Source organism: Anaplasma capra, from assembly GCF_025628805.1.
Classification (GTDB): Bacteria; Pseudomonadota; Alphaproteobacteria; order Rickettsiales; family Anaplasmataceae; genus Anaplasma; species Anaplasma capra.
On record NZ_JAOTBG010000001.1, the window covers coordinates 29,127 to 55,385 of the forward strand.

Below are 26,259 nucleotides of genomic sequence, written 5' to 3' on the forward strand. Positions count from 1 at the left end.
TCTTGGTAGCCTTCACGTCCTTGGATTCCCGAGCAGAGCCACCTGCAGTGCCACTACCACCAGATTTCGCGCTCCGGGACCGCTTAGCATCGACAGCCCTTCCACCTTTTTTATCAGCAGTAGATTTTGCACTCGGAAGCAAAGCACCCCCACCTGGAGCAGCACCACCTTTGGAGGTAATCTTGCCCGAACCAGCGCCCTCACTCGGAGCAGCGCCACCCTTGGGAGTAATCTTACCCGAGCCAGCATTCACGTCTGCAGCTGGAGGCACAGAAGATGGCGCTGCACCACCCTTCCTCTTTGCCGCAACTTTACCGTCAACAGCAAATCGCGTCGTCAGCCTTTTCTGACTCTTACCAGCAGGAAGCATTGGCTTTTCATTTTCTTCATTCTTAGGCTTAAGGCCCACATCTAGAAACCTAGCACCCTCAACCCGAGAAAGGTCCACCCCCTCATTATTCACCATACCAAGGTCATCGCTTTCTACACTATCGACAGGAACTGCACCGTATTCGCGTAGCTTTTCCATAACGTCACGCTTTCGCAAACCGGAGCGACCGCCTACACGCCCCTCGGGATAGCCCTCCTTACCAGAACGCAACCCACGAGCCCCAGCGGTATCCGCCAGGACATCATCCCTACGCTTCTTATACACCTCATAAGACTGAGCAAAATCCTCATCTTCATCAAAAAGATCTCCGCCCGGATTGTACGGGGGAATATAGTTCCGACTCATTTCAAACGCATACTTCCCACCACAGGAAGTCATAAACAGCACTAAGCCCAACAACGAAAATACTAATCTTGACATGGAACCGACCAAGAAGTTGACACAATAACACGCACTCAACACACCTCACTCAGATTAAGGTAGCAAGCACAACACCTGCTATCCCATAGAGGAACGCACACCGCTATGTACACCATTGCTCGCAGCAGCACAACACTTATTGCACAAAAAGCATGCAGGAGTGCATATCTACCACGCCAGCTCGGAAATTTTCAGTGCGTTCACCACCTCTCGAGCACCAACCCTACACAGCAGATCGTATTCACAGACTTCCGACATAGAGCCAATATCGTCGTAGGCAAATTTATCCATGGCACCAGCGACCACCTTAGCAATATCCAAAAACGCGATCTCAGAATTTAAAAAAGCTTCCACAGCAACCTCATTTGCGGCGTTCAGCGCTACACCAGCGGCATGAGGCTTAGAGGACTTCAGAACCTCGAACCCAAAATTCAGCGCTGGAAAGCGCTCTAGATCAGGCTCCATAAACGTAAGCTTACCACAGGACACTAAATCAAGCTCGCTACCGTGCATACTCGCTTCCCGAGGCCAGTACAGAGCGTGGAGTATGGGCACACTCATATCCGGCATAGACATAAAAGCAATGGCCGACCCACGAGAACACCCAACCAAGGCGTGAACTACGGACTCAGGATGTACTATAACACCAATCCTGTCTGGGTCCAGCGAGAAAAGGTAATGAGCCTCTATGACCTCCAGGGCCTTATTGATCATAGTTGCGCTGTCTACGGAAATTTTACGTCCCATTTTCCACACAGGGTGCGCAAGGGCATCGCTGAGCGTCGCATATTTCATCTGTTCGCTGGTCCATCGCAAAAATGGCCCTCCGGAAGCTGTTAAAGTTACTTTATCAACGCGGCTGCTACAAGATAGTATCTGGAACACGGCGCTATGCTCAGAATCCACAGGAATGATGTTAACTCCCGCACGCCTGGCCGCGTCAATAAGAAGCGCACCTCCACAAACCACGCTCTCTTTACTAGCCAAGGCAATTGACTTTACACCTGACTCAATTAGACTAGCAACCGAATCTAAAGCAGCTATGCCTGTGATAGCCATGACCGCGCTGTCCGCACTCAAAGACGCTGCACCTATAACATCAGCCTTACCCGCCCCTGCTTTGGTGCAAGTACCACGTAGCAATTCCTGCAACTCTCCATATGCAGAATCCTCCGCTACAACAGCAACTTCCGCATTCAGTAGCCTGGCTTGTGATGCCAACAGACGCACATCTTCTTTTGCAACCAGAGCAACAACCTCAAAATCACTTGGGTTATCCAGGAGAATTTGAATTGCCTTCTGTCCAATACACCCGGTCGAACCAAATACCGAGACTCTCTTTCTGCCCATACAAACACACAACTTCTGAGATCTAAGCCCTAGAGCCAGCCACTTAGGTTTCTACGCAAAAGGCCCCCCTCGCGAGAGTAAGATATCAAAATATTTAGCCGAGAACAACGCAATGATGCTTAATAGCGCACAAGCGACCGCGACAGCCGAAAGCCCTAGACTGTGTGGCAACTCCGTAAGATACTTTGCCCTTGCACCAACTGGTTGATCAAAATACACCACCTTAGCAATACGAAAACAGTAGAAACATGGTACAATCCCGGCCACACACAGAAACAAAACATATGGAAAAGCTACAGCCGCAGGAAGCCCCGACATAGCTATAGATTTGAGTAAGGAATACTTCGCAAAAAACCCTGGGAATGGGGGAACTCCCGCAGCCGAGATCATGGAAGCAACCAGGGAAAAGGCCACAAAAGGATTGTTCTTGCACATTCCCGTAAGATCTGTCAATTCGGGCCCGTCATCCTTATACCTGAGCAGCACAGAAAGAGTCCACGCATTGATAATCCAGTAGGTGAATATGTACTGAAAAATCGCATAAGAAGAAGTGCCTTTCAGGACAATCACAGGCAGCACATACCCCAAGTGCCCTATATTCGAATACGCAAGCAGCCTTTTTATACAACTCTGCCGTAAGGCACCAAGCTCTCCAACAATCGTAGACAATCCGCCAACACAGACAAACATAGTTGCAAAACTCTCCGTAAGTGCCTGATTTCCCCCAATAATTTGGGCAAGCAGCAAAGTCATCGCGGTCTTTATCACCATAAAAAAGAACGCCAAAGCCGCCGTTGGAGACCCTTGATAGGTATCTACAGCCCACATGTGAAATGGCACCGCAGAAAGCTTGAATAGCACTCCTACCACAATGAATACGCATCCCAAACTGGCACCCAGTGAGGCACCCCCTTCACTCACCTTACGCACGATTTCACATCCCAGTCCGGGCGAGTATCCGTACAGTAGAGAAGTACCATATAGCATTATGCAGGAAGTCAATGCCCCCAAAATGAAAAACTTAACAGCAGCTTCAGATGAACGCTTAGAATCGCGATTGAAACACACCATGATGCAAGACGGTATGCCAATAAGTTCAAATGACAAATAGAAGGAAAGAAAATGATTAGTCTGAACCAAGAGCATCGCACCGAGCACGGCAAACATTGCCACAACCGGAAACTCATAACGTAACTTGCTTCCTGCACATAAATACAAAAACAACGACAAAAATCCGGCCATGCCCACCATAACTCTGGAAGCACGCGTGCACTGAGTGTGCAACAGAAAGCTATTGAACAAGGAAACATCTTCGGCGTGGTGAATGAAATCAAGAAATGCGAGAAGGACCACTGCGCCCATGGAAGCCACCAGCAGCCTGCACACCAGTTTGGCATTCACCACCATACCCAACAGTAGCGCAACTACCGCCGAACCTAGAAGGCAGAGCTCCGGCAGCATATGTAACAAACCGTACCAATACATCTCACCCCCAGGAAGGTTGAAGCATATGCATATGCACAAGCAAATGCTCTACACCAGGCTTAAGTAGGGCAAGCAGCGGGGCGGGAAAAACTCCAAGCACCAAAACAAGAACAGCCAATACTATCAAAACAGCAAACTCCCAGACGGTTATATCGTCAAACTCATCCTTTGCCTCACTTGGCACAGTCCCCCAAACAACTTCCCTGCATAAACGCAACATATAGGCAGCACTCAATACCATACCAACAACAAAAAGGGCCACCATTGGGCCGTAAGATTTAAAAATCCCCAACATTGACAAAAACTCCCCCATAAACCCGGAAGTACCAGGAATTCCTGCGGACGCCATGCTGAAGAATATCATCATCACGGAAAGCCGTGGCATAGACGAGGCAAGGCCACCACACTCAGACATCTCCATAGTACCAGTTCTGGAGTATATCATTCCGACACACAGAAACAGCGCAGCGGATATCAGCCCATGACTGAGCATCTGAAAAATGGCCCCAAGTATCCCAGCCTCATTGAGAGAAAACATGCCCGCAGAGACAAAGCTCATATGGGCAATGGAAGAGTACGCAACCAACATCTTCATATTTCGCTGAGCAAAGGCAACCAACGATGAGTAAATTAGCGATACAGCACTAAGGCATACTACAAACTTTGCAAAGTGCGTACTGACCGCTGGCAACATCTGCACACAAAACCTCAAAATCCCATAGCCACCAAGCTTAATAAGTAAACCAGCTAGCAGCACAGAACCTACAGTCGGCGCTTGCACATGCGCACTCGGCAACCATGTGTGGAACGGAACCATCGGCAACTTAACGGCAAATGCAAAAAGACACGCAATCCAAAAGTACATCTGCCAGTGAAAATTCGTATTCGTGGCCAAGCTGGCGGCAACACTGTCAAAGGATCCCAAAGGCACAGCAATTATGGCATTCATGCAAACCAAAGCAGCCAAAAACACCAGAGAAGCTGTAGCCGTGTATATCAGAAACTTAAATGCGGCACCCACTTTATCACCATGGCCCCAAAATCCAATCATAAAAAACATCGGGATTAAGGAGGCTTCGAAGAAGACGTAAAACAGCAAAACATCGCACACGGAAAAAACGGCAACTACAAGTGCCTCAAGCAAGAGCAGCAAGGCAAAAAAGGCAGGAGAAGAAGGCGCTCCTCCCCTAGGGCCAAAAACACTAAAAAGCGCACATATGAAAAACAAAAGGGCAGACAGAACTATCAGCGGTGTAGACAGCGCATCAGCAGAAAAGGCGCGCTCCACCAGGGCAAGATAGGCACCTCCTCCTATAACGCAGTGATTCCCATAAACAAGCAGCGCGATACCTACACACAACACCGCCAGCGTCACAGCAACAGAAGCCGGCCCCACAGCTCTGGACAGAGTACCACGCATGGACGCCACTGCACAGGACCCCAACACTGGTATTAGAATCATCAGAAATATCACCGTATTCTAAAACCGTATATCACCAACAGTGCAGCAGCCACCACCCCAGATAACATGACAAAAGCGTAGTCGAACGCACGCCCACTCTGCATCTTAACACTATATCTGGAACATGTGCTAACAGCCCCAGTAATACCACCCAACAGAAAATAATCAATCACTTTTTGATCTACAACAATCCGGAAGGTGGTAGCCATCTTGCCCACGGGACGGACCAGCATTAGATCGTACAATTCATCAAAATAGAACTTATTTCTCAGGAGCGCATAGACAGGTTGCAAAAGCCTATTCAAGGGCGCAATAACAAAAAATCTGTAGTAGTAGTAAGCGAGGTACATTAGGACGCCAGTAAAGCCCATCACCACAGGAAGTAGGGAGGGTAATTTACCGATGCTCTCGTGCACAGGTACCTTCAGACTTTCGGACCAAAACCCACTCTCCGCTATACCCCAAAAATTCTTTAGTAACATACCAGAAAACACAGCCCCGATTGCCAGCACCAGCAGCGGAAGTAGCATAACGCTACCAGATTCGTGTATAGACTTTACGCGCTCAGTAGAGGGATTGTGAAACACCTTGAGCATAAGTCTGCACGAGTAAACGGAGGTGAGGCACGCAACCAGATTTGTCACCGCAAATCCAATACCGCTAGCATAACTGCTTTCTATTATGAGCTCCTTTGAATAAAACCCGGCAAAAGGAAACACACCCATAAGGGCCAAAGAGCCAATCCACATCAAAACGTAGGTTAACGGTATGTCCTTCCAGCAGTTCCTACTCATGTGTGCGATTCTCTGTTCACCAGCATTGGAGTGAATTACATTACCCGCAGAGAGGAACAAGAGCGATTTAAAAAGTGCATGTGTTGCCAGGTGAAAAATTGCCAAGTGATAGCTAGAAGTACCACAAGCCACAAACATATACCCTAACTGGCTACATGTAGAATAAGCTATTATTTTCTTGATGTCCTCCTGGACAGTTGCGATCAGCGCGGCAACTAAACATGTGGATACTCCGACCGCCATCACTACATCCCTAGAGGCTTGTGATAACTCAAAAATGGGGGAACATCGCGCAACCAAAAAAACACCGGCAGTGACCATAGTTGCCGCATGTATTAGCGCAGAAGCGGGAGTGGGGCCTTCCATAGCGTCAGGAAGCCATGTGTGAAGACCGAGCTGCGCAGATTTTCCCATGCATCCAAGAAATAACAGAATGCATGCAATGCTTACAATCTGTATCTGATATCCAAACACATCAACAACATCAAGACCCTTGCCACTCGTGATCTGTTCGAAAATTTCACTGAAGTTAAGCGAGTGAAACACATAAAAAATTGCCAGCATTCCACATAGAAAAAATAAATCCCCTACCCTGTTCACAACAAACGCCTTTATGGCCGATTTATTCGCCGCGTCCTTCCTGAACCAAAACCCTATAAGCAGGTAGGAACACAATCCAACGCCTTCCCAGCCGAAAAATAGCTGCGCAAAATTCCCACTGGCGACCAGGATCATCATGAAAAAGGTAAAAGCAGAGAGGTACGTAAGAAATCTGACTCTGCCATTGTCAGAGCTCATATACCCTATAGAGTACAGGTGCACCATTGATGACACAGTGGTGACAACCACGAGCATCAAGGCAGACAATTTGTCAATACAGATTGACCAGAGAATTTCCATATCCCCAATACGAAACCACGGCATAACATCAACGCTATAGCTCCGCTGTAAAGTGAGGAAGAGATACCAAGACAACGCAGAAGACACACACACACACGTGGAAGCAACACAACAGGACAGCAGCCCATACCGCTTCAGCATCTGTCCCACGAAGACCCCAACCAGGGGAAGTGAGACACACAAAAACTCTACACCGAACACACAACTACCACACGAAGTCACAGGTCACCAGACAAAAACCCATATTCGGTACAAAAACATCAAGGGTACACATATTCTCACCTCACATCTTTAGTGAGCTCGCTTCACTCAGGTCAATGTTGCCAACATTCCTAAAATGGGCCAGCATCACAGCCAGACCAACAGCAGACTCTGCAGCCGCAACAACAAGCACAAATATAGCGAAAATCTGCCCATGAATATCTCCCTTGTATGCCGAAAAAGCCACAAAATTCATGTTCACGGCAAGCAACATGAGCTCGAGAGACAGTAGTGCATTAATTGCGCTCTTGCGCCCTACCACTATGCCGCACCCACCTATAACGAAGAGGATAGCTGAGAGCACCAAAAAGTGATTTAGTGACACACCGGCATTGATTAAAAACTCCATACGCACCACCCCATGACAACAACAAATCAGCACCCGTACAAACAATCAGTCTACATCAGCAACCCCAGTACCAACCCCGGGTGAGCACAATCTAACTTTAGATGACCTGCTGAGTTGCTGGCCTGCGTTCTGCCGCAGAGATCTACGTTCATTGCTCATCGCCAAAATCAGGCCGCCAACCCCAGCAACCAACAGCAGGATCCCTGACATCTGAAATGCGCACGCATATTCGGTGTAAAGTTGCAGGCCTATAAGAAACACGTTGCTGGCCCCGCCGCTTATTACCTCCCCTGAAGCATAAACTTCCTCTGGCCTGGTATGAGAGATCAGGTATACCATACACCCGAAGAATAGAAACATACATACAACGCCCAGGGGATAGTACCTAACAAAGCCATGTTTTGCTCTCACCATGCTTATGTCTAGCATCATCACAACAAACAGAAAAAGCACCGCTACGGCCCCAACATATACCAGGACAAGCAGCATGGCCACCAGCTCAGCCCCTAACATGATGAACACGGCACCAGAAACAAAAAAGGTCAGAATCAGACTCAAGACCGAGTACACGGGATGAGGTATCAGAACTACACCTACAGCTGACAGTATCATTACTCCCGCAAAGCAGAAGAACAAAAAGCTGATCACCCGGTCCCCCACGGCAATAACACCCGGAATGATAGCATAACGATATCCAGGCGCAAGTCTATTCCAGTCCCACTTCTCGGAGCCTGGTACAGGCTAACCAAAATGCATGGAGCGCACTTAACGATTACAAAACCAAAACCTGTGGGCTGTGGGTTTATGGCGCTGTGTCTACAAACCCGACTTAGCGCTTTCGCTTCGTATGCCTATGCGATCTTCAACTACATGTCTGAAGTGCCGGAAAAGGCCTTGTATTGGCCATACTGCTGCATCAGCGAGAGCACAGATGGTGTGGCCCTCGATTTGCGATGCGACATCGAGCAGTTTGTCTATCTCGTAATTCTCGGCTGTTCCATCAACCATCTTTCGCATCATTCTCCACATCCACCCCGTGCCTTCCCTACAGGGAGTACATTGGCCACACGACTCGTGCATATAAAAGCGCGATATTCTTTCTATTGCCTCTATCAAATCCGTTGACTTATTCATGACTATCAATCCAGCAGTGCCGAGGCCGGATTGCACCGCCTTCAAAGAGTCAAAATCCATCATTACATCATCACAGATAGACTTAGGCAACATGGGCACAGAAGAGCCCCCAGGTATCACTGCAAGAAGATTATCCCAGCCACCAATGACGCCACCAGCGTGTTTTTCTATGAGTTCTCGCATGGGAATTCCAAGCTCTTCTTCCACGTTACATGGGTTGTTTACATGCCCAGAGATACAGAAAACCTTGGTTCCCGTGTTATTTGGCCTTCCCAAAGATGCAAACCACTTGGATCCTCTGCGCATTATGTCTGCGACCACGGCTATAGTCTCAACATTGTTTACAGTTGTAGGGCAACCGTACAGGCCAACAGCCGCAGGAAAGGGGGGCTTCAACCTAGGCATCCCCTTCCTCCCTTCCAGGGACTCAAGCTGCGCACTTTCCTCCCCACAAATGTACGCACCAGCGCCCCTGTGGATAAAAACATCTAAGTCATAGCCGGAAGAACATGCGTTTTTGCCTATCAGTCCGTGTTGATAAGCCTCTTCCAAAGCCCGAGACAACACCAAGTATTCTCGGTAAAACTCACCCCTTATGTAAATGTAGGCAGTGGTGACACCCATGGCAAATCCTGCAATCAAGATGCCCTCTATAATCTTGTGCGGCTCGTATCTAATTATGTCTCTGTCCTTGCAGGTGCCCGGCTCTGACTCATCAGCATTAACCACTAAGTATGCTGGACGCCCTTGCGGACGCACTTTAGGCATGAAACCCCACTTCACTCCGGTAGGAAAGCCTGCGCCTCCTCTCCCCCTGAGTCCAGAATCTTTGATTTCCTGAATTACTTTATCGGATCCCAACCCCAGTATTTTCCCTGTACCATCCCACGTGCCGCGCCTCTTTGCTGACTCTAGATACGGGCACTCCAGGCCAGCAAGGTTGGTAAATACTGCATCCTCGCTTTTCACTCATTACTCCAAGTGAGAGAACAAACAGATACTAACCCACAATTCCAAGAACAGCAAACCCAAGCGGAATGGCACTGCTTATTTTTGCCAATCAAATTTCACATTTACCCTGCTAGCAAGCTCACGGGCCGAGTACTGCCACTTGTAACTTGTCTGCAAAACGTCGTCTATGGCGCCAAGTACCCCTTCTCCATACAATCCAATTAGGTGCTCTACGTAAGAGAAGAACTGCTCCCAAACCAATTGCAAAAACCTGTTGTGCTTGTCCTTGGCGTGGATATCTTGCGGAAGGGAGGTAAGAGTCTCAGCGTTCCTGTATAAACCGCTAGTAAGATCGATAACCTGCTCTACCTTCCCATTGCGCATGTCATACGCTCGGTAGAATCCCCCTCTACAGCCACTAAAGCCGGTAAGCCCATCAGATATCATTGCGGAGACAATCCACGGTAGCTTTGCGCGCATTGCACACAATGGGTCATCTCGACCCAGGAGTTGTATTAGATCATCAAGGGCAGTAACAAAATTGTCTACCCCAAGCGCATCCAAAACGGACAATGGGCCCGGAGGGGGAATGCCCGTGCGCTTATTGGCGATAAGATAGTCAGCTACTTCAACTCCAACACCGCACTCACAAGCCGCCGACAAACACGCAATCACCCAGAAGTATCCTACCCTATCAAAGAGCCCTCCCCGACACGAATGCGCAAACACTTCTAGTCTGCCTTTACAGATCTCCTGGATAGCACGTATTTGGTCGCCAAAACCCTTGATGCCAAAAACAAACTCAAGCACGGATTCTCCGCGGAAAAAGGTGGGGAAATGTATGACAGTTAGCTCATTTATCAATTGCTCCGGAATCTTTGTACTTAGTTCATCCCATAGCGCGGGCCGCACGCTGGAAGACAAAACGCACCCTGACTTGCGCAGGAATATCGCATTATAGAACTTTGCTTTCTCTTCCACCCCTCCATCAATGAGCTCCACAACCCAATCCACCCGGCTTAAATCGCAATCTTTCGGATTAAAATCTCGCAGTTCAACCCGCTTACCAAGCCTTTTTGAAGCTTCGGCAACATCATCACAGAAAAGTACGGACTCAACCCCGAGAGAAACCAGATTGTTTATGACTCCAATGTTGGATAAAGTTGGATCTATAATCGCTAATTTCTTAATTTGCAAAAGACCCTCCAAACGACACAAGCAACACGCTGCCAGAAACTATCAACAGACTCAACCCGCCTAGGAGCCAAATTCCTCTTCAATTCGCTTCACTACATCATCAGGTGGGTTCTCACCCCATCCGGAGTAAAGGATCTCTCCATAGAGTGCAACATCCATGGAACCACTTTTGCTCTTTGCAAGGAACATTTCCCTCTTACCCTTGTCAACCAGCACATAGTGCCAAGCCGCCCGGCCTTTGTCCTTGCCTCGCACAAGAAACAGGCAATCTAACCTGCTCTTCCTGGTTGCGCTAGCGAAACCTTCCTTAGTTGCCTTAGTTGTTTTGAGAATGTCTTTACTTTCGCTAAAAACAGCAGGTTTACTATTTTTTCCCTCTACGAGCTTCGCAAACGGAGCGCCCGCGGCAGAGCCTCTTCTGCTGCCACTCCTTTGGGTGAAAGACCCTCCTCCACTGAACCTAGAAGCAAACCCCTTCCCGCTGCCAGCGGAATCTCCCTGATCTGTCATTGTGCAAATCCTTCAAAAGTACAGCAAAGCAGTAGCCTGGGCGAAGTGTATCATGTGCTATACCCAAGTTCAACACTATTCGGTCACAGCAGTTGACATTTGACTACCAAAAACATCACCATATGTGTGAGCGAAGTCATACAATTTGGTGTACAGGGTGTCACCCTTGCGGTCGACAGTCGCCTTTTGATAACAGATAATTATGAAAAAGCTTTTGATACTCGCAGGACCAACAGCTTCAGGGAAATCTGAAGCGTCCAGAATAGTTGCGGAGCGTTTTGGTTGCGTGATAATAAACTGTGATTCTAAGCAAATCTACCAGCATGTCCCAACAATTACGGACCAGGCGGAGTTCTTACGGGGGGACCCTAGATTCAGGCTTTATAGTTACGTGCACCCACGCGACAATTACTCAGTGGGATTATGGTTGGAAGACACAAAAAGGGAAATATCACTCGCGTGGAATAAAGGGTTAATGCCCATAGTTGTTGGGGGCAGCGGTTTTTACATCAGCAGCCTGATCTACGGGCTTTCAGAAATCCCCTTAGTAGATGCTGCCACCAGACAAAGAAGTAGAACTTTACTAAGCGAAATCGGGAATGATAATTTCTTTGAGCTTCTGCTCCAAAGGGACGCTAACGCTTGGAGACTTGACCGACGAAATACGCATCGGCTTTTACGCGCCTTTGAAGTTATAGAAAGCACGGGGATTTCGATATTTACCTGGCAGGAGCAGTACCCAAGAAAGCGCCTTTTTGAGAACTGCAAGATCTGTGTGTTACTGCCTCCAAAGGAGGAGCTGTACCCCAAAATCGACAGAAGACTCATAGATATGATGAATTCATCAGCCATATCAGAAGTTGAATATTTGATGTCTCTCAATCTGCCTGAGGACACACAGATTACCAAGGCAATAGGCGTGCGAGAAATTTCGGAGTATTTGTGCGGAAACATAAACCTGTCTCAAGCTATAGAGACCGCACAGAGAAATACCAGGCTATACGCAAAACGCCAGTACACTTGGTTCAGGAGGCAGCTACCACAAGATTCGGAATTCTTTGACACGCAGGAATCTGTAGTACACCACCTAATGTCCGTCATAACAACAAACTGACCAGCACGCTGACGCCTACCGACCGCTCCACGGACGTGATCGCACAGTGCGTTGCGGATCAATCTATATATCTGTAGGTATTAATGTTAAACTCGAACGGTACAACCCCGGTTGATGCCATTCTAACATTTGACAGGGAAAAGGAAACTAGCACCTTGCGGTGTTCAGTTGCGGCCAGTACACCATGTACTAGGTGCTTTACCCTAAACTTCACAACCGCACTGTTAAGTGAAGCCACATTGTGTGGCAGCAGCTCAACACTGTCGATTACCGCTTCTAATGCTATTGAATCAGTTCTGTATTTGGAGATTAGTGGATGCAGAACCGCACCCCTTTCCATAACATTTTTAAACGCAACAAATACTCTTCTGGAGGAATTGTTCTTTATAAAACCCAGTTGTGCCTCCATACCAGAGGGAGAATAAGATTCATACCGTTTCACATATTCCCCAGCGAGGTATGACGAGAGAAGATCTTCTTCCTTCTCCTCAACATCAACGCTCAGCCTCTTAATCCGTAAAAACTCGTCGCTATATCTATCAGTGTATTTTATAAAGCTGAAGTCAGTCTTGGTGGGGAACATAGAATAGGCATCCAGCAATAAAAATAAGAGAAAGGTGACAAAGACCGCTAGCGAGGCGCAAAGCCATGCCCTCTCACTAACGGCTACCAAGTACTTACGACAATACCACCCCAGGGCGTCCTCGAAGTACTTTTCGCTTTCACCAACAAACTCACTCATTATCTTGTGGATTACTACTGATATTGGATAGCGGTAACAACCCCACAATCTCCTTGGAGCCCCTCGCGTACGCAGGGTACATCAAAACAGTTGCCATTATATTGATGAGTCAGCAACCTTACCTACTATGGGGATGATCGCACGTCTATTGCCAAAAGTCCACATATATTAATAATGTAACAATATATGTGCTCCACAACCCAAACTTAGGCAAAGCTCTCCAATGAAACCCGTGGTCTGCTAGCCGTCGGTCACGTCCGCTTCTATACTTTTTGAAGTTCTGACTCCGAGATTCTTCAGAGTTTGCGTACGAGCAAGTATGTTACCGTGCCCCTCAGAAAGCTTCTTCATCGCATCCCGATACGCACCACCTGCAACATCTATTTGTTTTCCTAACTTCTGCATATCCTGGATGAAAGACGCAATTTTGTCATACAGCGCCCCTCCCTGGCGAGCAATCTCCAATGTATTGCGATTTTGATGTTCTAATTTCCACAGGGACTCAACTGTTTTCAGGGTCGCTAACAGCGTGGAAGGACACACGACCACTATCTTCCGATACCAGGCATATTTGTGAAGTTCGGCATCAGCTTGCACAGCCAAAAAGTAGGCGCTCTCTATCGGAATGAACATAAGAACAAAATCCGGAGCGTTGATTCGTTCCATATCGGAGTATCTCTTACTCGAAAGATCGTTGATGTGAGACCTAATCGAGTTCACAAAATGCTTGAGGTGCGTAGACTGCGCGCCTTCTTGCCTATCTGAACAATATTTCTCGTAGTGCACTAGAGATACTTTTGAATCCACAATTATGTGTTTTCCTCCAGGCAAAAGTATTACCACATCTGGGTACTGCTTTCCTCCTTCTACGCCCCGAAGGTCCATGCCCGCACCATATAACTTGTAGTCCTGCCCCCGGCGCAGACCAGAATCCTCCAGCACTCTCTCTAGAACAACCTCACCCCAATTTCCTTGAATTTTCGCCTCCCCTTTCAGCGCATTGGTGAGCCCTTCAGCTTGCAGCGTGATCTTCTCATTAGCAAGCACTATACGCTGAATCTCATTCTTGAGGGAAAACTGCTCTTTACCGTGCCTGATAAACGCCTCTTCTAGTTCACGCTTCAGAACCTTCATATTCTCCTTCACTGGCTCTAATATCCCGCTCAGCCCCTCACGCGATATTTTGCTCAGCTTATCAACCTTCTCATCAAAAATCCTATTAGCTAAGTTTTCAAAGTGCACCTTGCACTGCTCATCAACAAGTTTTAAAAAGCTATCCAGTTGCGCACCTGCCTTTTCCAAACCCCTTTTTTCAACTTCAAGCACCAGCGCTCTATCTTTGGCGTCCTGCAGCCCAAGCTGTAAAGCTTGCACTTCCTGCCTCAGGGATTCGTTTTCATGCTGTGCCACTTGGAGTTTCTCCTCAAGATTTTTCTTCGCTGCACTAACATCACTATAAGCGCGGCTTGATACCCTCGTTCTCAGCGCAACGACATATGTGATAGAAAACACACAAAGTGCTTCCATAGCCAACACAAACACAGTGTGCCACGTAACATCCAAAATCATTGAGGCACCACTCTACAAAATGGTCTTACAATTGTAGAGCTTATCATATAGTATGTCTAAGTTCTTTTAGGGCGTGATTCAGGAATTTCAGTGCACGATATTGAGCTCATTAGAAAAAGCCCCGAACTTTTCGACAGGGCGATGATATCCCGCGGCTTCGATAAGCAAGCGGAGAACATTCTAAGGCTAGATACGAAAAAAAGGAAGGAGCTGTCTGAGTTGTATTCTTTGCGGGAGAAGCGCAATATGGTTACACAAGAAGTGGCCCTTCTGAAAAAAAAAGGAATGGAGTGCGCACTTCAGATTGAAGCCTCTAAAAAGCTAGCTGAAGAAATCGAGGCTCTAGAGCGCGCAGTTAAGGAGAACAAAGAGCTCTCTTCACTACTTGAAGGACTTCCTAATATCCCAGACCCCATGGTCCCTATAGGAGAGGATGAGAACGACAATGTTGAAGTAAAGCTTTATGGAAAAAAGAGGGAGTTCTCGTTCGATATAAAACCTCATTATGAGCTTGGAGAAACATTGAACTTAATGGATTTCAGGCGCGCCGCGGTGCTTTCCGGGTCTAGATTCTCCATACTCACGGGCCAACTTGCAGAGCTTGAAAGGGCGTTGGCGGGCTTTATGTTGGACATACACACCAAAGAGTTTGGATATACGGAAATAGCACATCCACTGCTAGTGAACGAGTCCGCAATGTACAATGTAGGTCAATTGCCCAAGTTTGATGGTGATTCTTTCAGTACCACAAACAACTTAAGACTCATCCCAACCAGTGAGGTCGTGCTGACAAATCTAGTGTCAGGCACTACGGTCCCACGCGATTCCTTGCCCATGAGATTTACTGCATATTCACAATGCTTTAGAGCAGAGGCTGGAAGCGCTGGTTTAGATACACGCGGCATGATACGGCAGCACCAATTTGGCAAGGTAGAGCTGGTCAGCATAACTACGGAAAGCCAATCAAGTCTTGAACTTGATAGAATGACTTCAGTTGCGGAAGATGTACTCAAGAGGCTTGAGCTTCCGTATAGGGTCGTGCTCCTATGCTCTGGAGATATGGGGTTTTCCGCAAGCATGTCTTACGACATTGAGGTATGGATGCCGGCCCAGGGCAAGTACAGAGAGATTTCTAGTTGTTCAAACTGCGGGGATTTTCAAGCAAGGAGAATGGGAGCAAAGTATTCCTTTTTTGAAGGCAATACGAAACGCACTGCCTTGGTACATACCCTGAACGGCTCAGCGCTCGCCATTGGTAGAACAATGGCAGCCATTATGGAAAACTACCAAAACGAGGACAGTTCCGTCACTGTCCCCGATGCTCTGAGGAAATACATAGGAACAAGCACAATAGTGCGTTCCGAGAATGCATTGCCCTAGACCATAGAATCTGAAGTAATTACTAGAAGGGGAACTGGCGCAAATCCAGTCCATCCCCCACACACTTAGGCATCTGTATCATCAATCAGGCAATGCACCTCACAAACTCTGGTTCTGACCTTCTTGTTGGTTATGAATCAAGCTTGGAATAACGTTAGATAATGCGCCACCATAGCCAACTTTGAGCGACTTTTCATCTGGCTCAACCAAAAACTCAGTTCTAACTCTGTCCCGGAAGAAGAAACGGCCCGGATCACATTCTGGCTGCATGCTCATGACCATATAATCACCAAAACGTTCCCAGTAAACGTAAGAGTAACGGGTCAGTAGGGCCTTTAATGTGCACAAAAATGTGCAAAACTTACGATCTAGAGGGCCGCTAATGAGCGTAAGTTCCTTGGCCTCCCACATCCAAACACGCAAATACACAATGAATTTCAGCACGCTGCTCGGGCTATCAGTCTCAGACCCATTACATACAACATCGAGTACGGGAAATTCTTTAAGCATTTTAAGAACCCGAAGCCTACACAGCAATATGGGCGTTTCAAGTCTTCTGCTGTCTCGTCCTCGGCCGAATAAGCGCTCTCCCCAGTCGTAGCGCAATATTGACGACGCCGACCCCGGAACCTCAGCTCTTTGGTTGTACAGTTTTTCAAAAGTGCGCACTCCTCGCATGATACTGGCAAGCCTATCCTTGTATGCACTATCTCTCAGCATAACTCTGTGCGCTTTGGTCTGAACAAAGTGAGGTAGTAACACAGCGCTTGCGGCACATATGTCCATACCATGCAACTTGCAGATTTCTAGCACTCTATCATCTGAGATTTCGCTATCACAGAGCTCTATTAGACCAGACATGTAATCATTAAAAGTACTCAACACAAGATCATCAGCGCACAAACCTGCGTATAATCTACGTAAAAATTTGCCAAAAAATCTTCCGCTACCAATTGGAGAAAGAGCCATGCACAATGCGGTGCGCTTCTCGCCCGCGCCGTCACTTAAAACTCCTTTTAACCAACTTAGTACATTGTCTCTGCGCAAATCCCTACACATGTCGGAAACAGAAAATACGTACATTGCGATAAGCATACGCTCTAGCTCTTGCTCTGCACAAATACGGGCATCACCGCTTAGTTGGTATGAGAAGGAGGCGAGCTTTACATCCTCTAAAAACTTTACTTCATCTCGCAACAGACACTCTCTCACAGGTCCTTGATATCTAAGGCTGTCATACCATACAGCCTTACTGTACTCTGCAACTCTTCTAAAGCTTTCGTCATAGTAATACGCGGCAACCCACACAGAGGGCAAATCTTGGAATAAGGGTTCATAGGGGCTGCCTTCAGCATCTGCGGAAAGGTGGGATGAACGACTCAATACCCCCTTACAAACCTGACAATACCATCTAAAAAACCTGACCCCCTCACCGCTATTTAGCTTTTCTGTAGATGACATTGTATTAAATATGTGCTCCACTACTCTCCCCTCTGTGGGCACTTCTACACTCAACTTAACGCGGCCATGACTGGTTTTTGCACTTATGGCAGAGCTCCTACCAGCTTGTGCATCGCTTGGCTGAGCGCCCAGTACATGCTCAACCAATTGCTCAAAATACTGCTTCTCCCACATGGTTGAGAACTTAGGCTTGAATACCATGTGCCCTCTTTTAAGACCCAAACGTGAGGGAAAACATTTAGCCACCGTAAGATTGTAGCTATCAGGATTTATGCGAGCTTCAATTCCATTTGAGTTGTGGACTTTGAGGCAATTATCTATATGGAAATTGCCGCGCAGCGGTATATTACGCGCATCGGTGCCTATCAGCTCAGCACTGATGTAATATTCCCTACTTCCGTTTCTGTCTGTGCCACCACAGAAACGTGCGCAGCAAGCCGCTGCAATAAACAGCGCTACCGATAGAACAATAAGTAGTATACGCTCCACGCCACCTAGTTCGTCACTACCGGCGGGAATGAGCGCAAATGTAACCGCAGCAATAGCTGCAGATGCCAGAATTACTGTACATGTCATTACAATCATAGAGCGCTTTGTCATCATGTAAAATTCTCAGTTGACGAAAAACTTTGTACTCCACTGCCCACTTGAAGCTCACCCAATGTCTCCGGACATAAACTTGATGCGATAGTAAATCACGTATTTATCCCCCAATAATACGTAATACGGGCATGCGCAATACAGGTACAGATATGACTCGTGGCTGATAAGAATGGGGAGCATGCGCATCCCCGCCACAACCTATTACAGCATAAGAATCAGAAACATGAGCCACGCCTGATCCCCCGGCACTTGCGTGAGATGCCCTCTGGTAGCCCTGGTTTTTCAATATTGAACTTGATGGCATATGAGCGTTGGCAGCATCACAGTTAAAAGCAGCCACCTTGGTCAAATTGCTTGAGGTACCAACACTTGTTGACTCGCAATTTGGCAAGCGCTGCTTCCCCTTATCGAGCAGAGCACCATCTGGTAAAGCTTTAGGTAATGGGCTATGAGCACCAGAAATGCACTGCCTCAGCGAATAGAAACACCCAACAAGCCCAAGGCAGCAAAGCAGGGAGCAAAATATCGAGCTAAGCACCACTACTTCTGTTACAAAGTTTGAATTGTAATTAAATTTACCAGCAGCATGAAACGCACACATCGCAAAGGCGGCACCAATCGCAAGGATTAGGGCTGAGACGCACGCAGTTACAGTTACTTGTTCCATTTTGTTCATCGTACACTCCAACGACGTGTTTTATAAAGCAAGCTCGCCCCTAACGTGAGTTAGGCTATCATGTATTATCGTAATTTCAATACATTTTCTTAACATATTTACTGATTATTCGTATGCGTCAATCGGCATGCATGCTCAACACACCAAAACATGTAACGAATAGTCAGGCACGCCAAAAAACGCCTCAGTGCAACTCCGTGGGCATTCTAGGCACATTACACACAATACCCACCCAAGCAGCAAAGCGATGAATGTTTCGCTTATACCGCATAGCAGCCAACTTGGATGTTATAACGCAAACCCGGCACTCTACACAGTCTTGAACTGCAGCAACCTGTGTCTCATTCCCATCTTACCAAAGGCGGCATCGACATCATGATCGCGTCTGGATTCCCGCCCGTCATGATGCCAAATCTTGTCCCTCGATCGTATATCAAATTAAATTCGACATATCTACCACGTTTAAGGAGCTGGAGATTACGCTCTTCCTCCCCCCACTCTCTGCGCATGTTCTTTCTAACTATATGGGGGTAGACTCGCAGAAAGCATTCCCCGACCTCTCGCGTAAATTCAAAGTCTTTTTCCCAATCTCCCGTGCATAAGTTATCATAAAATATCCCCCCTACACCGCGCGCTTCCTTGCGATGCGGAAGATAGAAATACTCATCACATCTCCGCTTAAATTCACTGTAGTACCCAGAATTAAATTTGTCACACGCGGCGCGTACTCCATCGTGGAACACGGCCTCATCTTCTTCATCATAATATGTCGGAGTTAGATCCATGCCACCACCAAACCAACTTTGCGAAGTGCACATAAATCTGGTGTTCATGTGCACAGCCGGCACGAAGGGGGACTGCATATGTGCGACTACAGAGATCCCACTGGCCCAAAAATTTCCCCCGTTTTCTTTGGCGCCAGGCACCTCGCCGGCAAAGTTATCATCCATCACACCGTGGACTACCGAGAAGTTCACTCCAGCTTTCTCGAACACCCTGCCAGTAATTACAACTGACTCACCTCCCCCTCCGCCTTCTCGATCCCATTTTTTACGTTTAACTTCTGGAATATCGTCGGAGAATTCATTCTCAATCGCCAAAAACTCACCAGCAATTCTATCTTGTAACTCAGAAAACCACCGTGCGGCCCTTTTCTTTTTTGCGTCCATAACAAATCCTGATCATCAACACGCGTACGTAGGCCCAATTCAGGCAACAGAAGTGGCGGCTTTGCCTAGCTTTTAATTCCAAAATATGAGCACAAAACTACAGACAAGGCTCGGGCGGTATATGTACATAAAACGCAAACACTAGTCAACACTGGAGGAAGAAACACCCAACTATTTGGATATCAAGCACACAAACAGTGATACGATTACTCTTTTCCGAACTCGCAACAGAGTGTAGTGCCGGCGCCATGCGCGGTGAATAGCGACAAGAGTAGAATGTGCGGTATGGTGCAATCTACTATGTGAGATGTACCACATGTCTCCCGAGCGAATTTTATGCATGCCTGCAGTTTGTGTAAAACGCTTGCACTGATTCCTTCGCCACCAAGGAGTTTTTCTGCCTCATCTGATGAGATTTCCCGTATTAAGTGGCCCCCCGCATCCTTCACACAATCAGCGACATCTGCCAAAATTAACAGTCTAGCCGCAGATACCGCAGAAGCTATTGCACCGGCCATGAGATCAGGGTTTACCATGTATGTTGCCCCGTTTGCCCCGCCACAAATCGGTGAAATAACTGGAATAAAATCCGATTCCTCAAGGAGAAAGAGCAAGTCGGTGTTCACCTCGCTGGGTTCCCCGACGAACCCCACGTCCATAATTTTTTCTATATTATTCGGCCCACCATCGCGTGAGGTGCAACACATTTTTCTTGCACCCACCAAGCATGCATCTTTCCCGCTCACCCCTACAGCGCAACCTCCGGCATCGTTTATCCGCCGCACTACCTCTTTGTTTACAAGACCTGATAGAACCATCTCCGCAATTTCTAAGGTCTCCACATCTACAACACGCAAACCATTGACAAAGGAGCACTCCTTGCCGAATCGCGCCAAAATCTCCCCGACTTTGCGGTCACCACCGTGCACAATAATCGGATTTATGCCAACCTGCTTCAACAGCACCACATCACTAGCGAACCGTGCAGAAAGGTTCGCGTCTTCCATAACGGCACCATCGTATTTGATGACCAAGGCCTCTCCTGAAAATCTCTGTATATGCGGCAGGGATTCAGATAGCACCTTAACATCACGTAACCACTCACTATTTCCCGCAAACTGGCTGGCGTTAAGCTCAAGCACTGCGCTCCCTCGGCCACCCTCTGATACATTTTGAGACTTCATGAACCAACTCCCTTACTCCCTTCCCAGACTTACTGCTTATACCCATCGTCGGATGAAGCAGCATACGACATTCCTTCACCCTATCCCGTACAGAAGACAGAACATTGCTCAGCTCCCTGTCGTGCAACCTGTCAATCTTGGTTAGAACCAGACTGTAGTGCACACAGCGCTCCTCGAGCCAGGATATAAAATCCATGTCTATTTCCCTGAGTCCGACTTTAGAATCTATAAGCAAAACCAACCACTGTAAAGCCTCTCTGGTTAGTAAGTAATGTTCCACCAACGACATATAGGAGCCCGCCTTTTCCTTTGACGCTTTGGAGTATCCATATCCAGGCAGATCAACAAGTGCAAGTACCCCCTCGTTCAGATAGAAGTTTATTTGCCTGGTAGACCCGGGATTGGAAGAAACCCTGGCATTCCTCTTATTCTGCGTTATTGCATTAATTAAGCTCGACTTTCCAACGTTAGATCTCCCTGCAAAAGCAATTTCAGGCACCGAAAAGTCCGGCAACAGGTGCTTATCTTGTACCCCGGCAACAAATCTACACTTAGATAACATAACGGTCACATCTTGTGGCGCCTAGTGCGCATTACACATAGGCGTAGTATCAAAAATTTACTGTTCTCTTGCAACAAAAGTTCTATGGAATCCATTCCGCACAAATTCTGCTACACAACCGAAAGACGGGGGTGAGCCCGAAAGCATGTTGGCGTATACCACGTCGAATAGAGTGGACGCAAAAACGTCTACGGTAAACAAAAATATTCTCTTTATTCAGTGTATACAAACAGCACAAAAATTTACAACGTGTTGCATAGGTGCTAACATGGCCGCGGTTCGTGTGCATTTTTTAGTACGGTAATTGCCCCACAGTTGGGTACACAGGTAAGATTATGAGCTTTGAAGACAGCCTAGAGGGGTTATGCGAGAAATTTCGTATTCTTAAACAGCAACTATCGAATCCTGAATCCCTTGGAGTTCAGGGCTTCGTTGCCGCATCCAGGGAGTATTCAGATCTGTTACCCATAATGTCCCTGATCGAAGAGTACAAGTCTGCGCAAGAGGAAATTGGGGAATTGGAAGAACTTGTGAATGGTACGGAAACTGACGCAGAGTTGGCATGTCTCGCAAAAGAGGAGCTTCACACAAAGCAGAAGCTAATCCCGAAATTAAGGCATAAGTTGCAGTTGTCGCTGCTACCAAAGGATAAGGACGACTCTCGCAGTGCGATTTTAGAAATCAGGGCAGGAACCGGGGGGGAAGAAGCGGCATTATTCGTGTACGATCTGTACAAGATGTATACAAAATATGCAGAAAGAAAATCATGGAAGGTGGAGCCTATAGGCATATCCACAACCGGTATTGGAGGGTACAAGGAGGCATCACTGTGCATTGGAGGGAAAGATGTATTTGCACGACTGAAGTTTGAATCAGGGGTACACAGAGTACAGCGCGTGCCGGAAACAGAGTCCTCCGGCAGACTGCACACTTCCGCAGCCACTGTAGCTGTGCTACCAGAAGTTGAGGAAGTAGACCTCAAAATTGATGAAAAAGATCTCAGGATAGACGTTTACAGGTCAAGCGGACCGGGAGGGCAGTCCGTTAACACAACCGACAGCGCTGTTCGGATCACACACATCCCTACCGGTATAGTTGTAATTCAACAAGATGAAAAGTCTCAGCACAAAAACAAGAGTAAGGCTCTGAAGGTGCTCAGAGCAAGGTTGTACAACCTCGAAAAACAAAAAATAGAAGACGAAATCTCAAAAATGCGCAAAAGTCAAATAGGCTCGGGTGACCGCTCGGAACGTATCAGAACCTATAACTTTCTGCAGTCCAGAATCACTGATCATCGAATAAATATGACCTCATATAGACTTGAGCACATAATGAGAGAAGGAGATTTGGACGAATTTGTCGACGCTCTCATCGCTGATGATCAGGCAAACAAATTGCGGCAGATTTCTACTTAATTTTACTCGCGCTCCTACAACACATATCGCAGCAGACGGACGAACCGACGGCGCACGCAGCGGGCGCGAAACCAGGCCCTGTACCATGTTACAGCGGCAGGTTATCGTGTTTGCGCCAGGCCCGCGTCACTTGTTTATCACGCAATAGGTTTAGAGCGGAGTATAAGTGCTTCCTGGTGGAAGACGGCACTATTACATCATCTATAAATCCTCTTGAAGCCGCAACGTACGGGTTAACTATCTTGTCATTGTATTCTCGGATCAGTTTCTGCAAACTCTCCTGATCTTGCTCGCTACGGAAAATGATGCCGATCGCACCCTCCGAACCCATGACCGCTATTTCAGCGCTAGGCCAAGCATAATTCACATCGCCACACAAATGTCTAGAATTCATCACAATGTAGGCGCCTCCGTACGCCTTACGCACGATAACGCTTACTTTTGGTACCGTAGCTTCCGCGTAAGCATACAGCAGCTTTGCACCATGAGATATTATGCCTGAATATTCTTGCGATACACCTGGCATAAACCCAGGAACATCAATAAACGTAACAATGGGTATGTTGAAGGAGTCACAAAATCTCACAAATCTTGCAGCTTTTCTAGAAGCATCGATGTCCAAACACCCAGCCAAATGCATGGGCTGATTCGCTACAAACCCTACAGTGTAACCACCTATTCTGCCGAACCCCGTTATGATGTTCTTTGAAAAGTCTGGCTTTAGCTCAAAAAATACTCCCTCATCGCACACCTTTCGCACAAGCTCGTACATATCATATGGCGTGCTGCTACTCTGTGGTACTAGAGTGTTCAAGGACTCGCTTTCTCTGTCCACAGCGTCCTCGGTCTGCCTAAATTTGGCGGTACTTCTGTTGTTCGCAGGAAGAAACGAGAAGAACCTTCGAACCTGACGTAACGCATCAATTTCGTCACTAAAGGCATAATCTGCAACTCCCGTCTTTTTGGCGTGCACAGCGGAGCCACCCAGCTCTTCCTGGGTAACCTCCTCAAAGGTAACTTTCCTAATAACGTCAGGCCCAGTAACAAACATGCACGAGCTGCCGCGTACCATAAAGACAAAATCGGTGAGCGCAGGAGAGTACACTGCACCACCAGCGCATGAGCCCATGATTAAAGATATCTGAGGAACAACTCCAGACATTTCAACATTCCTACGGAAGATCTCGCCATACCCAGATAAAGAATCCACTCCCTCCTGTATTCTGGCACCTCCAGAATCGTTAATACCTATTACGGGCACCCCAACCTTGGCAGCTATGTCCATTACGTGACATATCTTCTTTGAGTTCATTTCACCCAAAGACCCACCAAATATTGTGAAGTCCTGCGAATATACACACACTCTCTGGCCGTATATTGTGCCAGAGCCCGTAACAACACCATCCCCTGAAATTTTTGCCTTGTCCATGCCGAAGTTGACGGATCTGTGCTCTACAAACACTCCGTATTCCTGGAAAGAGCCTTCGTCGAGTAGAACCTCAAGCCGCTCCCTAGCGGTAAGCTTGCCCTTATTGTGCTGCTTCTCCACTCTGGATATGCCACCACCCGCTTTGAGCTTGGACTTTCTACTCTCTAACTCTTGAATAACCGCGGAACACATTACGCACCTGGAAAATAAAACCGTAGAATGTGGGATTATACCAAAAAATCTCCTGATTTTTTCATCTTTTGTACAACAACCTATTTACAATACATAAATTCCCCAGAACCATAGGCGATTCCAGACCAACATACACATCAGCGGTTGCTTAATTTTCTTGTTAAACACCCAAACATTGCTACGCGCTAAGACCGGCTGAAACGCCAAATTCTCTAGGGCAAGGTACAGACCGTATAACATACGCGCAAGATTAATCCGACACCGCATGGCTGGCTCTCATAAGGGGCGTTAACCACTATAACACGGAGCAGTCACTAAATTCACTGCTGACACGACGTACAGAAAAATGTACTTCTCCCTCTATGCCTTTCCGAAAGTATGCAAGCTCCACAAACACGGCAGGGTTCACCCTTCCTCTGGTAAACCATAAAGTACTGTTGGAAGCCTCCCTTCGCGCCAGTAGGTATTTTGTGATCTCTGATGGTTGACCCACCAGTATCTATTGCAAGTCTGAGGGTGGACTTGGCCTCTTGTACTATTCTTTCGCATTCTACATGCGAAACATCGCACATAGCTCGCATGGGTAATATACCGGCCCTAAATAGAATCTCAGATGCATATATGTTCCCTATACCAGCCACTATAGCATTGTTCATGAGCACACTCTTTACACATGACTTTCTAAATTGCCTCAGATATTCGGCATTAAATGTATCAGAAAGTGGATCAGGCCCGATTTTTTTCACAATGCTTTCATACTGCCGGGAATTCACCAGTAATACAGCCCCGAATCTGCGCGGATCGTTGAATACTATATGAAACTCATCATCTAAGAGCATAACGAAGTGATCGTGCTTGCTCTGCACGTAAGGTGCGGCATAAGTCATCTTACCGCTCATACCCAAGTGAAACATAATCCGCTTACTTCCACTCAGTAAAAACACAAGGTGCCTAGAAACCCTATGCACAGATTTAATCCTCTCACCCACAACAGCATCCTCAAAACCATCTGCTATGCGAATGCGCAAATCCCGCCTGTTTATTGTGACGTGTTTTATAAATCTACCAGCCGCTTTCTCAGCAAAAAAGCTGGTAATTACCTCAACCTCTGGTAGTTCTGGCATCTTCAGTACCAGAAGATTTTTTCTTTTTGCGGCGAGCAATGTTCTTTTTCAAGAGCTCAGCCAGCCTCTTTTTTCTGTCCTCAGTGTTGATGTTTGTCTTTGACTTACCCATTACAAAAAACTACAATCCCTTTCCGCCGTTATAGTTTAATGGTAAAACGCGTCCTTGGTAAGGACGAAACCCAAGTTCGATTCTCGGTAACGGCACCCTGAGGATTGGCCAGTAACTCTTCCCTTACTGAAAGGCAGGTGTCCATCAAAAAAGCAGGGGTAGCGTATTGCCAGGCCACCCAGGTAAGTGTCTAATGGGGAAACCCATAACATGCAACGCCTACGCAATTGCAGAGTATAAACACAATTAGCCACCCTAGCCTCAGGAACCCGTATTCCCTCACTCTCATTGCCATTTTAGAACTTTTGCTATACCATCCCCAA

At 47.2% G+C, this 26,259-nt stretch carries 23 protein-coding genes and 1 tRNA gene; 4 read left to right on the forward strand and 20 right to left on the reverse strand.

The window, feature by feature from the left end; all coding sequences use genetic code 11:
- From OC187_RS00080 to OC187_RS00125, 10 genes are all read right to left on the reverse strand, one after another.
- The coding region (locus tag OC187_RS00080; protein WP_263008458.1) for a TRP75-related protein at positions 1–811 on the reverse strand (811 nt) is incomplete at its 3' end.
- 168 nt (positions 812–979) lie between these two features.
- Complete coding sequence (dxr, locus tag OC187_RS00085) at positions 980–2,161, reverse strand: 1-deoxy-D-xylulose-5-phosphate reductoisomerase (RefSeq protein ID WP_262997966.1); 1,182 nt, start codon at positions 2,159–2,161, stop codon at positions 980–982.
- A 51-nt stretch (positions 2,162–2,212) separates the two neighbouring features.
- Entirely contained in the window at positions 2,213–3,622 is a 1,410-nt protein-coding gene (locus OC187_RS00090) for an NADH-quinone oxidoreductase subunit N (RefSeq protein WP_262997965.1), read from the reverse strand.
- A gap of 25 nt (positions 3,623–3,647) precedes the next feature.
- Positions 3,648–5,120, reverse strand: a complete 1,473-nt coding sequence (locus tag OC187_RS00095; protein ID WP_263008459.1) for a complex I subunit 4 family protein — start codon at positions 5,118–5,120, stop codon at positions 3,648–3,650.
- Positions 5,117–7,003, reverse strand: a complete 1,887-nt coding sequence (nuoL, locus tag OC187_RS00100) for an NADH-quinone oxidoreductase subunit L (protein WP_262997963.1) — start codon at positions 7,001–7,003, stop codon at positions 5,117–5,119. The genes OC187_RS00095 and nuoL overlap by 4 nt, the downstream gene beginning before the upstream one ends.
- A gap of 82 nt (positions 7,004–7,085) precedes the next feature.
- Positions 7,086–7,412: an NADH-quinone oxidoreductase subunit NuoK gene (nuoK, locus tag OC187_RS00105; protein WP_262997962.1), complete on the reverse strand. Its 327-nt coding sequence runs from the start codon at positions 7,410–7,412 to the stop codon at positions 7,086–7,088.
- 45 nt (positions 7,413–7,457) lie between these two features.
- Complete coding sequence (locus OC187_RS00110; RefSeq protein ID WP_262997961.1) at positions 7,458–8,072, reverse strand: NADH-quinone oxidoreductase subunit J; 615 nt, start codon at positions 8,070–8,072, stop codon at positions 7,458–7,460.
- Positions 8,073–8,228: 156 nt separating this feature from the next.
- Positions 8,229–9,515, reverse strand: coding sequence for an NADH-quinone oxidoreductase subunit NuoF (gene nuoF / locus OC187_RS00115; RefSeq protein ID WP_262997960.1), 1,287 nt, complete (start codon positions 9,513–9,515; stop codon positions 8,229–8,231).
- A 78-nt stretch (positions 9,516–9,593) separates the two neighbouring features.
- Positions 9,594–10,694 carry a 3-hydroxyacyl-CoA dehydrogenase gene (locus OC187_RS00120; RefSeq protein ID WP_263008460.1) on the reverse strand — a complete coding sequence of 367 codons (1,101 nt, stop codon included), beginning with the start codon at positions 10,692–10,694 and terminating at the stop codon, positions 9,594–9,596.
- A 60-nt stretch (positions 10,695–10,754) separates the two neighbouring features.
- Positions 10,755–11,204, reverse strand: a complete 450-nt coding sequence (locus OC187_RS00125) for a hypothetical protein (RefSeq protein ID WP_262997958.1) — start codon at positions 11,202–11,204, stop codon at positions 10,755–10,757.
- A 202-nt stretch (positions 11,205–11,406) separates the two neighbouring features.
- Between OC187_RS00125 and miaA the strand changes: the two genes are divergently transcribed.
- Positions 11,407–12,318, forward strand: a complete 912-nt coding sequence (gene miaA / locus OC187_RS00130; protein WP_262997957.1) for a tRNA (adenosine(37)-N6)-dimethylallyltransferase MiaA — start codon at positions 11,407–11,409, stop codon at positions 12,316–12,318.
- Positions 12,319–12,376: 58 nt separating this feature from the next.
- On the opposite strand, the gene OC187_RS00135 is transcribed toward miaA, so the two are convergent.
- Both OC187_RS00135 and OC187_RS00140 read right to left on the reverse strand, forming a co-directional pair.
- Positions 12,377–13,060: a VirB8/TrbF family protein gene (locus tag OC187_RS00135; RefSeq protein WP_263008461.1), complete on the reverse strand. Its 684-nt coding sequence runs from the start codon at positions 13,058–13,060 to the stop codon at positions 12,377–12,379.
- A 240-nt stretch (positions 13,061–13,300) separates the two neighbouring features.
- Positions 13,301–14,629 carry a DNA recombination protein RmuC gene (locus OC187_RS00140; protein WP_262997955.1) on the reverse strand — a complete coding sequence of 443 codons (1,329 nt, stop codon included), beginning with the start codon at positions 14,627–14,629 and terminating at the stop codon, positions 13,301–13,303.
- A 90-nt stretch (positions 14,630–14,719) separates the two neighbouring features.
- Here OC187_RS00140 and serS point away from each other — a divergent pair, with 90 nt between their 5' ends.
- Positions 14,720–16,009, forward strand: a complete 1,290-nt coding sequence (gene serS, locus OC187_RS00145; protein ID WP_262997954.1) for a serine--tRNA ligase — start codon at positions 14,720–14,722, stop codon at positions 16,007–16,009.
- 99 nt (positions 16,010–16,108) lie between these two features.
- Here the strand turns inward: serS and OC187_RS00150 are convergent, their stop codons facing one another.
- From OC187_RS00150 to yihA, 5 genes are all read right to left on the reverse strand, one after another.
- Positions 16,109–18,055, reverse strand: a complete 1,947-nt coding sequence (locus OC187_RS00150) for a hypothetical protein (RefSeq protein ID WP_263008462.1) — start codon at positions 18,053–18,055, stop codon at positions 16,109–16,111.
- Positions 18,056–18,173: 118 nt separating this feature from the next.
- Positions 18,174–18,749, reverse strand: coding sequence for a hypothetical protein (locus tag OC187_RS00155; protein ID WP_263008463.1), 576 nt, complete (start codon positions 18,747–18,749; stop codon positions 18,174–18,176).
- A 341-nt stretch (positions 18,750–19,090) separates the two neighbouring features.
- The gene (gene hemF, locus OC187_RS00160; protein WP_262997951.1) at positions 19,091–19,918 is read right to left on the reverse strand and encodes an oxygen-dependent coproporphyrinogen oxidase; all 828 of its coding nucleotides are present in this window, start codon (positions 19,916–19,918) and stop codon (positions 19,091–19,093) included.
- A gap of 206 nt (positions 19,919–20,124) precedes the next feature.
- Positions 20,125–21,102: an acetylglutamate kinase gene (argB, locus tag OC187_RS00165; RefSeq protein ID WP_262997950.1), complete on the reverse strand. Its 978-nt coding sequence runs from the start codon at positions 21,100–21,102 to the stop codon at positions 20,125–20,127.
- A complete protein-coding gene (yihA, locus tag OC187_RS00170) occupies positions 21,053–21,664 on the reverse strand; it encodes a ribosome biogenesis GTP-binding protein YihA/YsxC (RefSeq protein WP_263008464.1) in 612 nt (203 codons plus the stop codon). The genes argB and yihA overlap by 50 nt, the downstream gene beginning before the upstream one ends.
- A gap of 335 nt (positions 21,665–21,999) precedes the next feature.
- On the opposite strand from yihA, the gene prfA reads away from it, so the two are divergent.
- Positions 22,000–23,079 carry a peptide chain release factor 1 gene (gene prfA / locus OC187_RS00175; RefSeq protein ID WP_262997948.1) on the forward strand — a complete coding sequence of 360 codons (1,080 nt, stop codon included), beginning with the start codon at positions 22,000–22,002 and terminating at the stop codon, positions 23,077–23,079.
- An 88-nt stretch (positions 23,080–23,167) separates the two neighbouring features.
- On the opposite strand, the gene OC187_RS00180 is transcribed toward prfA, so the two are convergent.
- From OC187_RS00180 to OC187_RS00190, 3 genes are all read right to left on the reverse strand, one after another.
- On the reverse strand, positions 23,168–24,700 hold the full coding sequence (locus OC187_RS00180; RefSeq protein WP_262997947.1) for an acyl-CoA carboxylase subunit beta: 1,533 nt from the start codon (positions 24,698–24,700) through the stop codon (positions 23,168–23,170).
- Between the two features lie 320 nt (positions 24,701–25,020).
- Positions 25,021–25,824, reverse strand: a complete 804-nt coding sequence (gene mutM, locus OC187_RS00185; protein ID WP_262997946.1) for a bifunctional DNA-formamidopyrimidine glycosylase/DNA-(apurinic or apyrimidinic site) lyase — start codon at positions 25,822–25,824, stop codon at positions 25,021–25,023.
- The gene (locus tag OC187_RS00190; protein WP_262997945.1) at positions 25,802–25,936 is read right to left on the reverse strand and encodes a hypothetical protein; all 135 of its coding nucleotides are present in this window, start codon (positions 25,934–25,936) and stop codon (positions 25,802–25,804) included. The genes mutM and OC187_RS00190 overlap by 23 nt, the downstream gene beginning before the upstream one ends.
- 24 nt (positions 25,937–25,960) lie before the next feature.
- Here OC187_RS00190 and OC187_RS00195 point away from each other — a divergent pair.
- Positions 25,961–26,031: transfer RNA gene (locus tag OC187_RS00195), tRNA-Thr, on the forward strand.
- Positions 26,032–26,259: the final 228 nt, after the last annotated feature.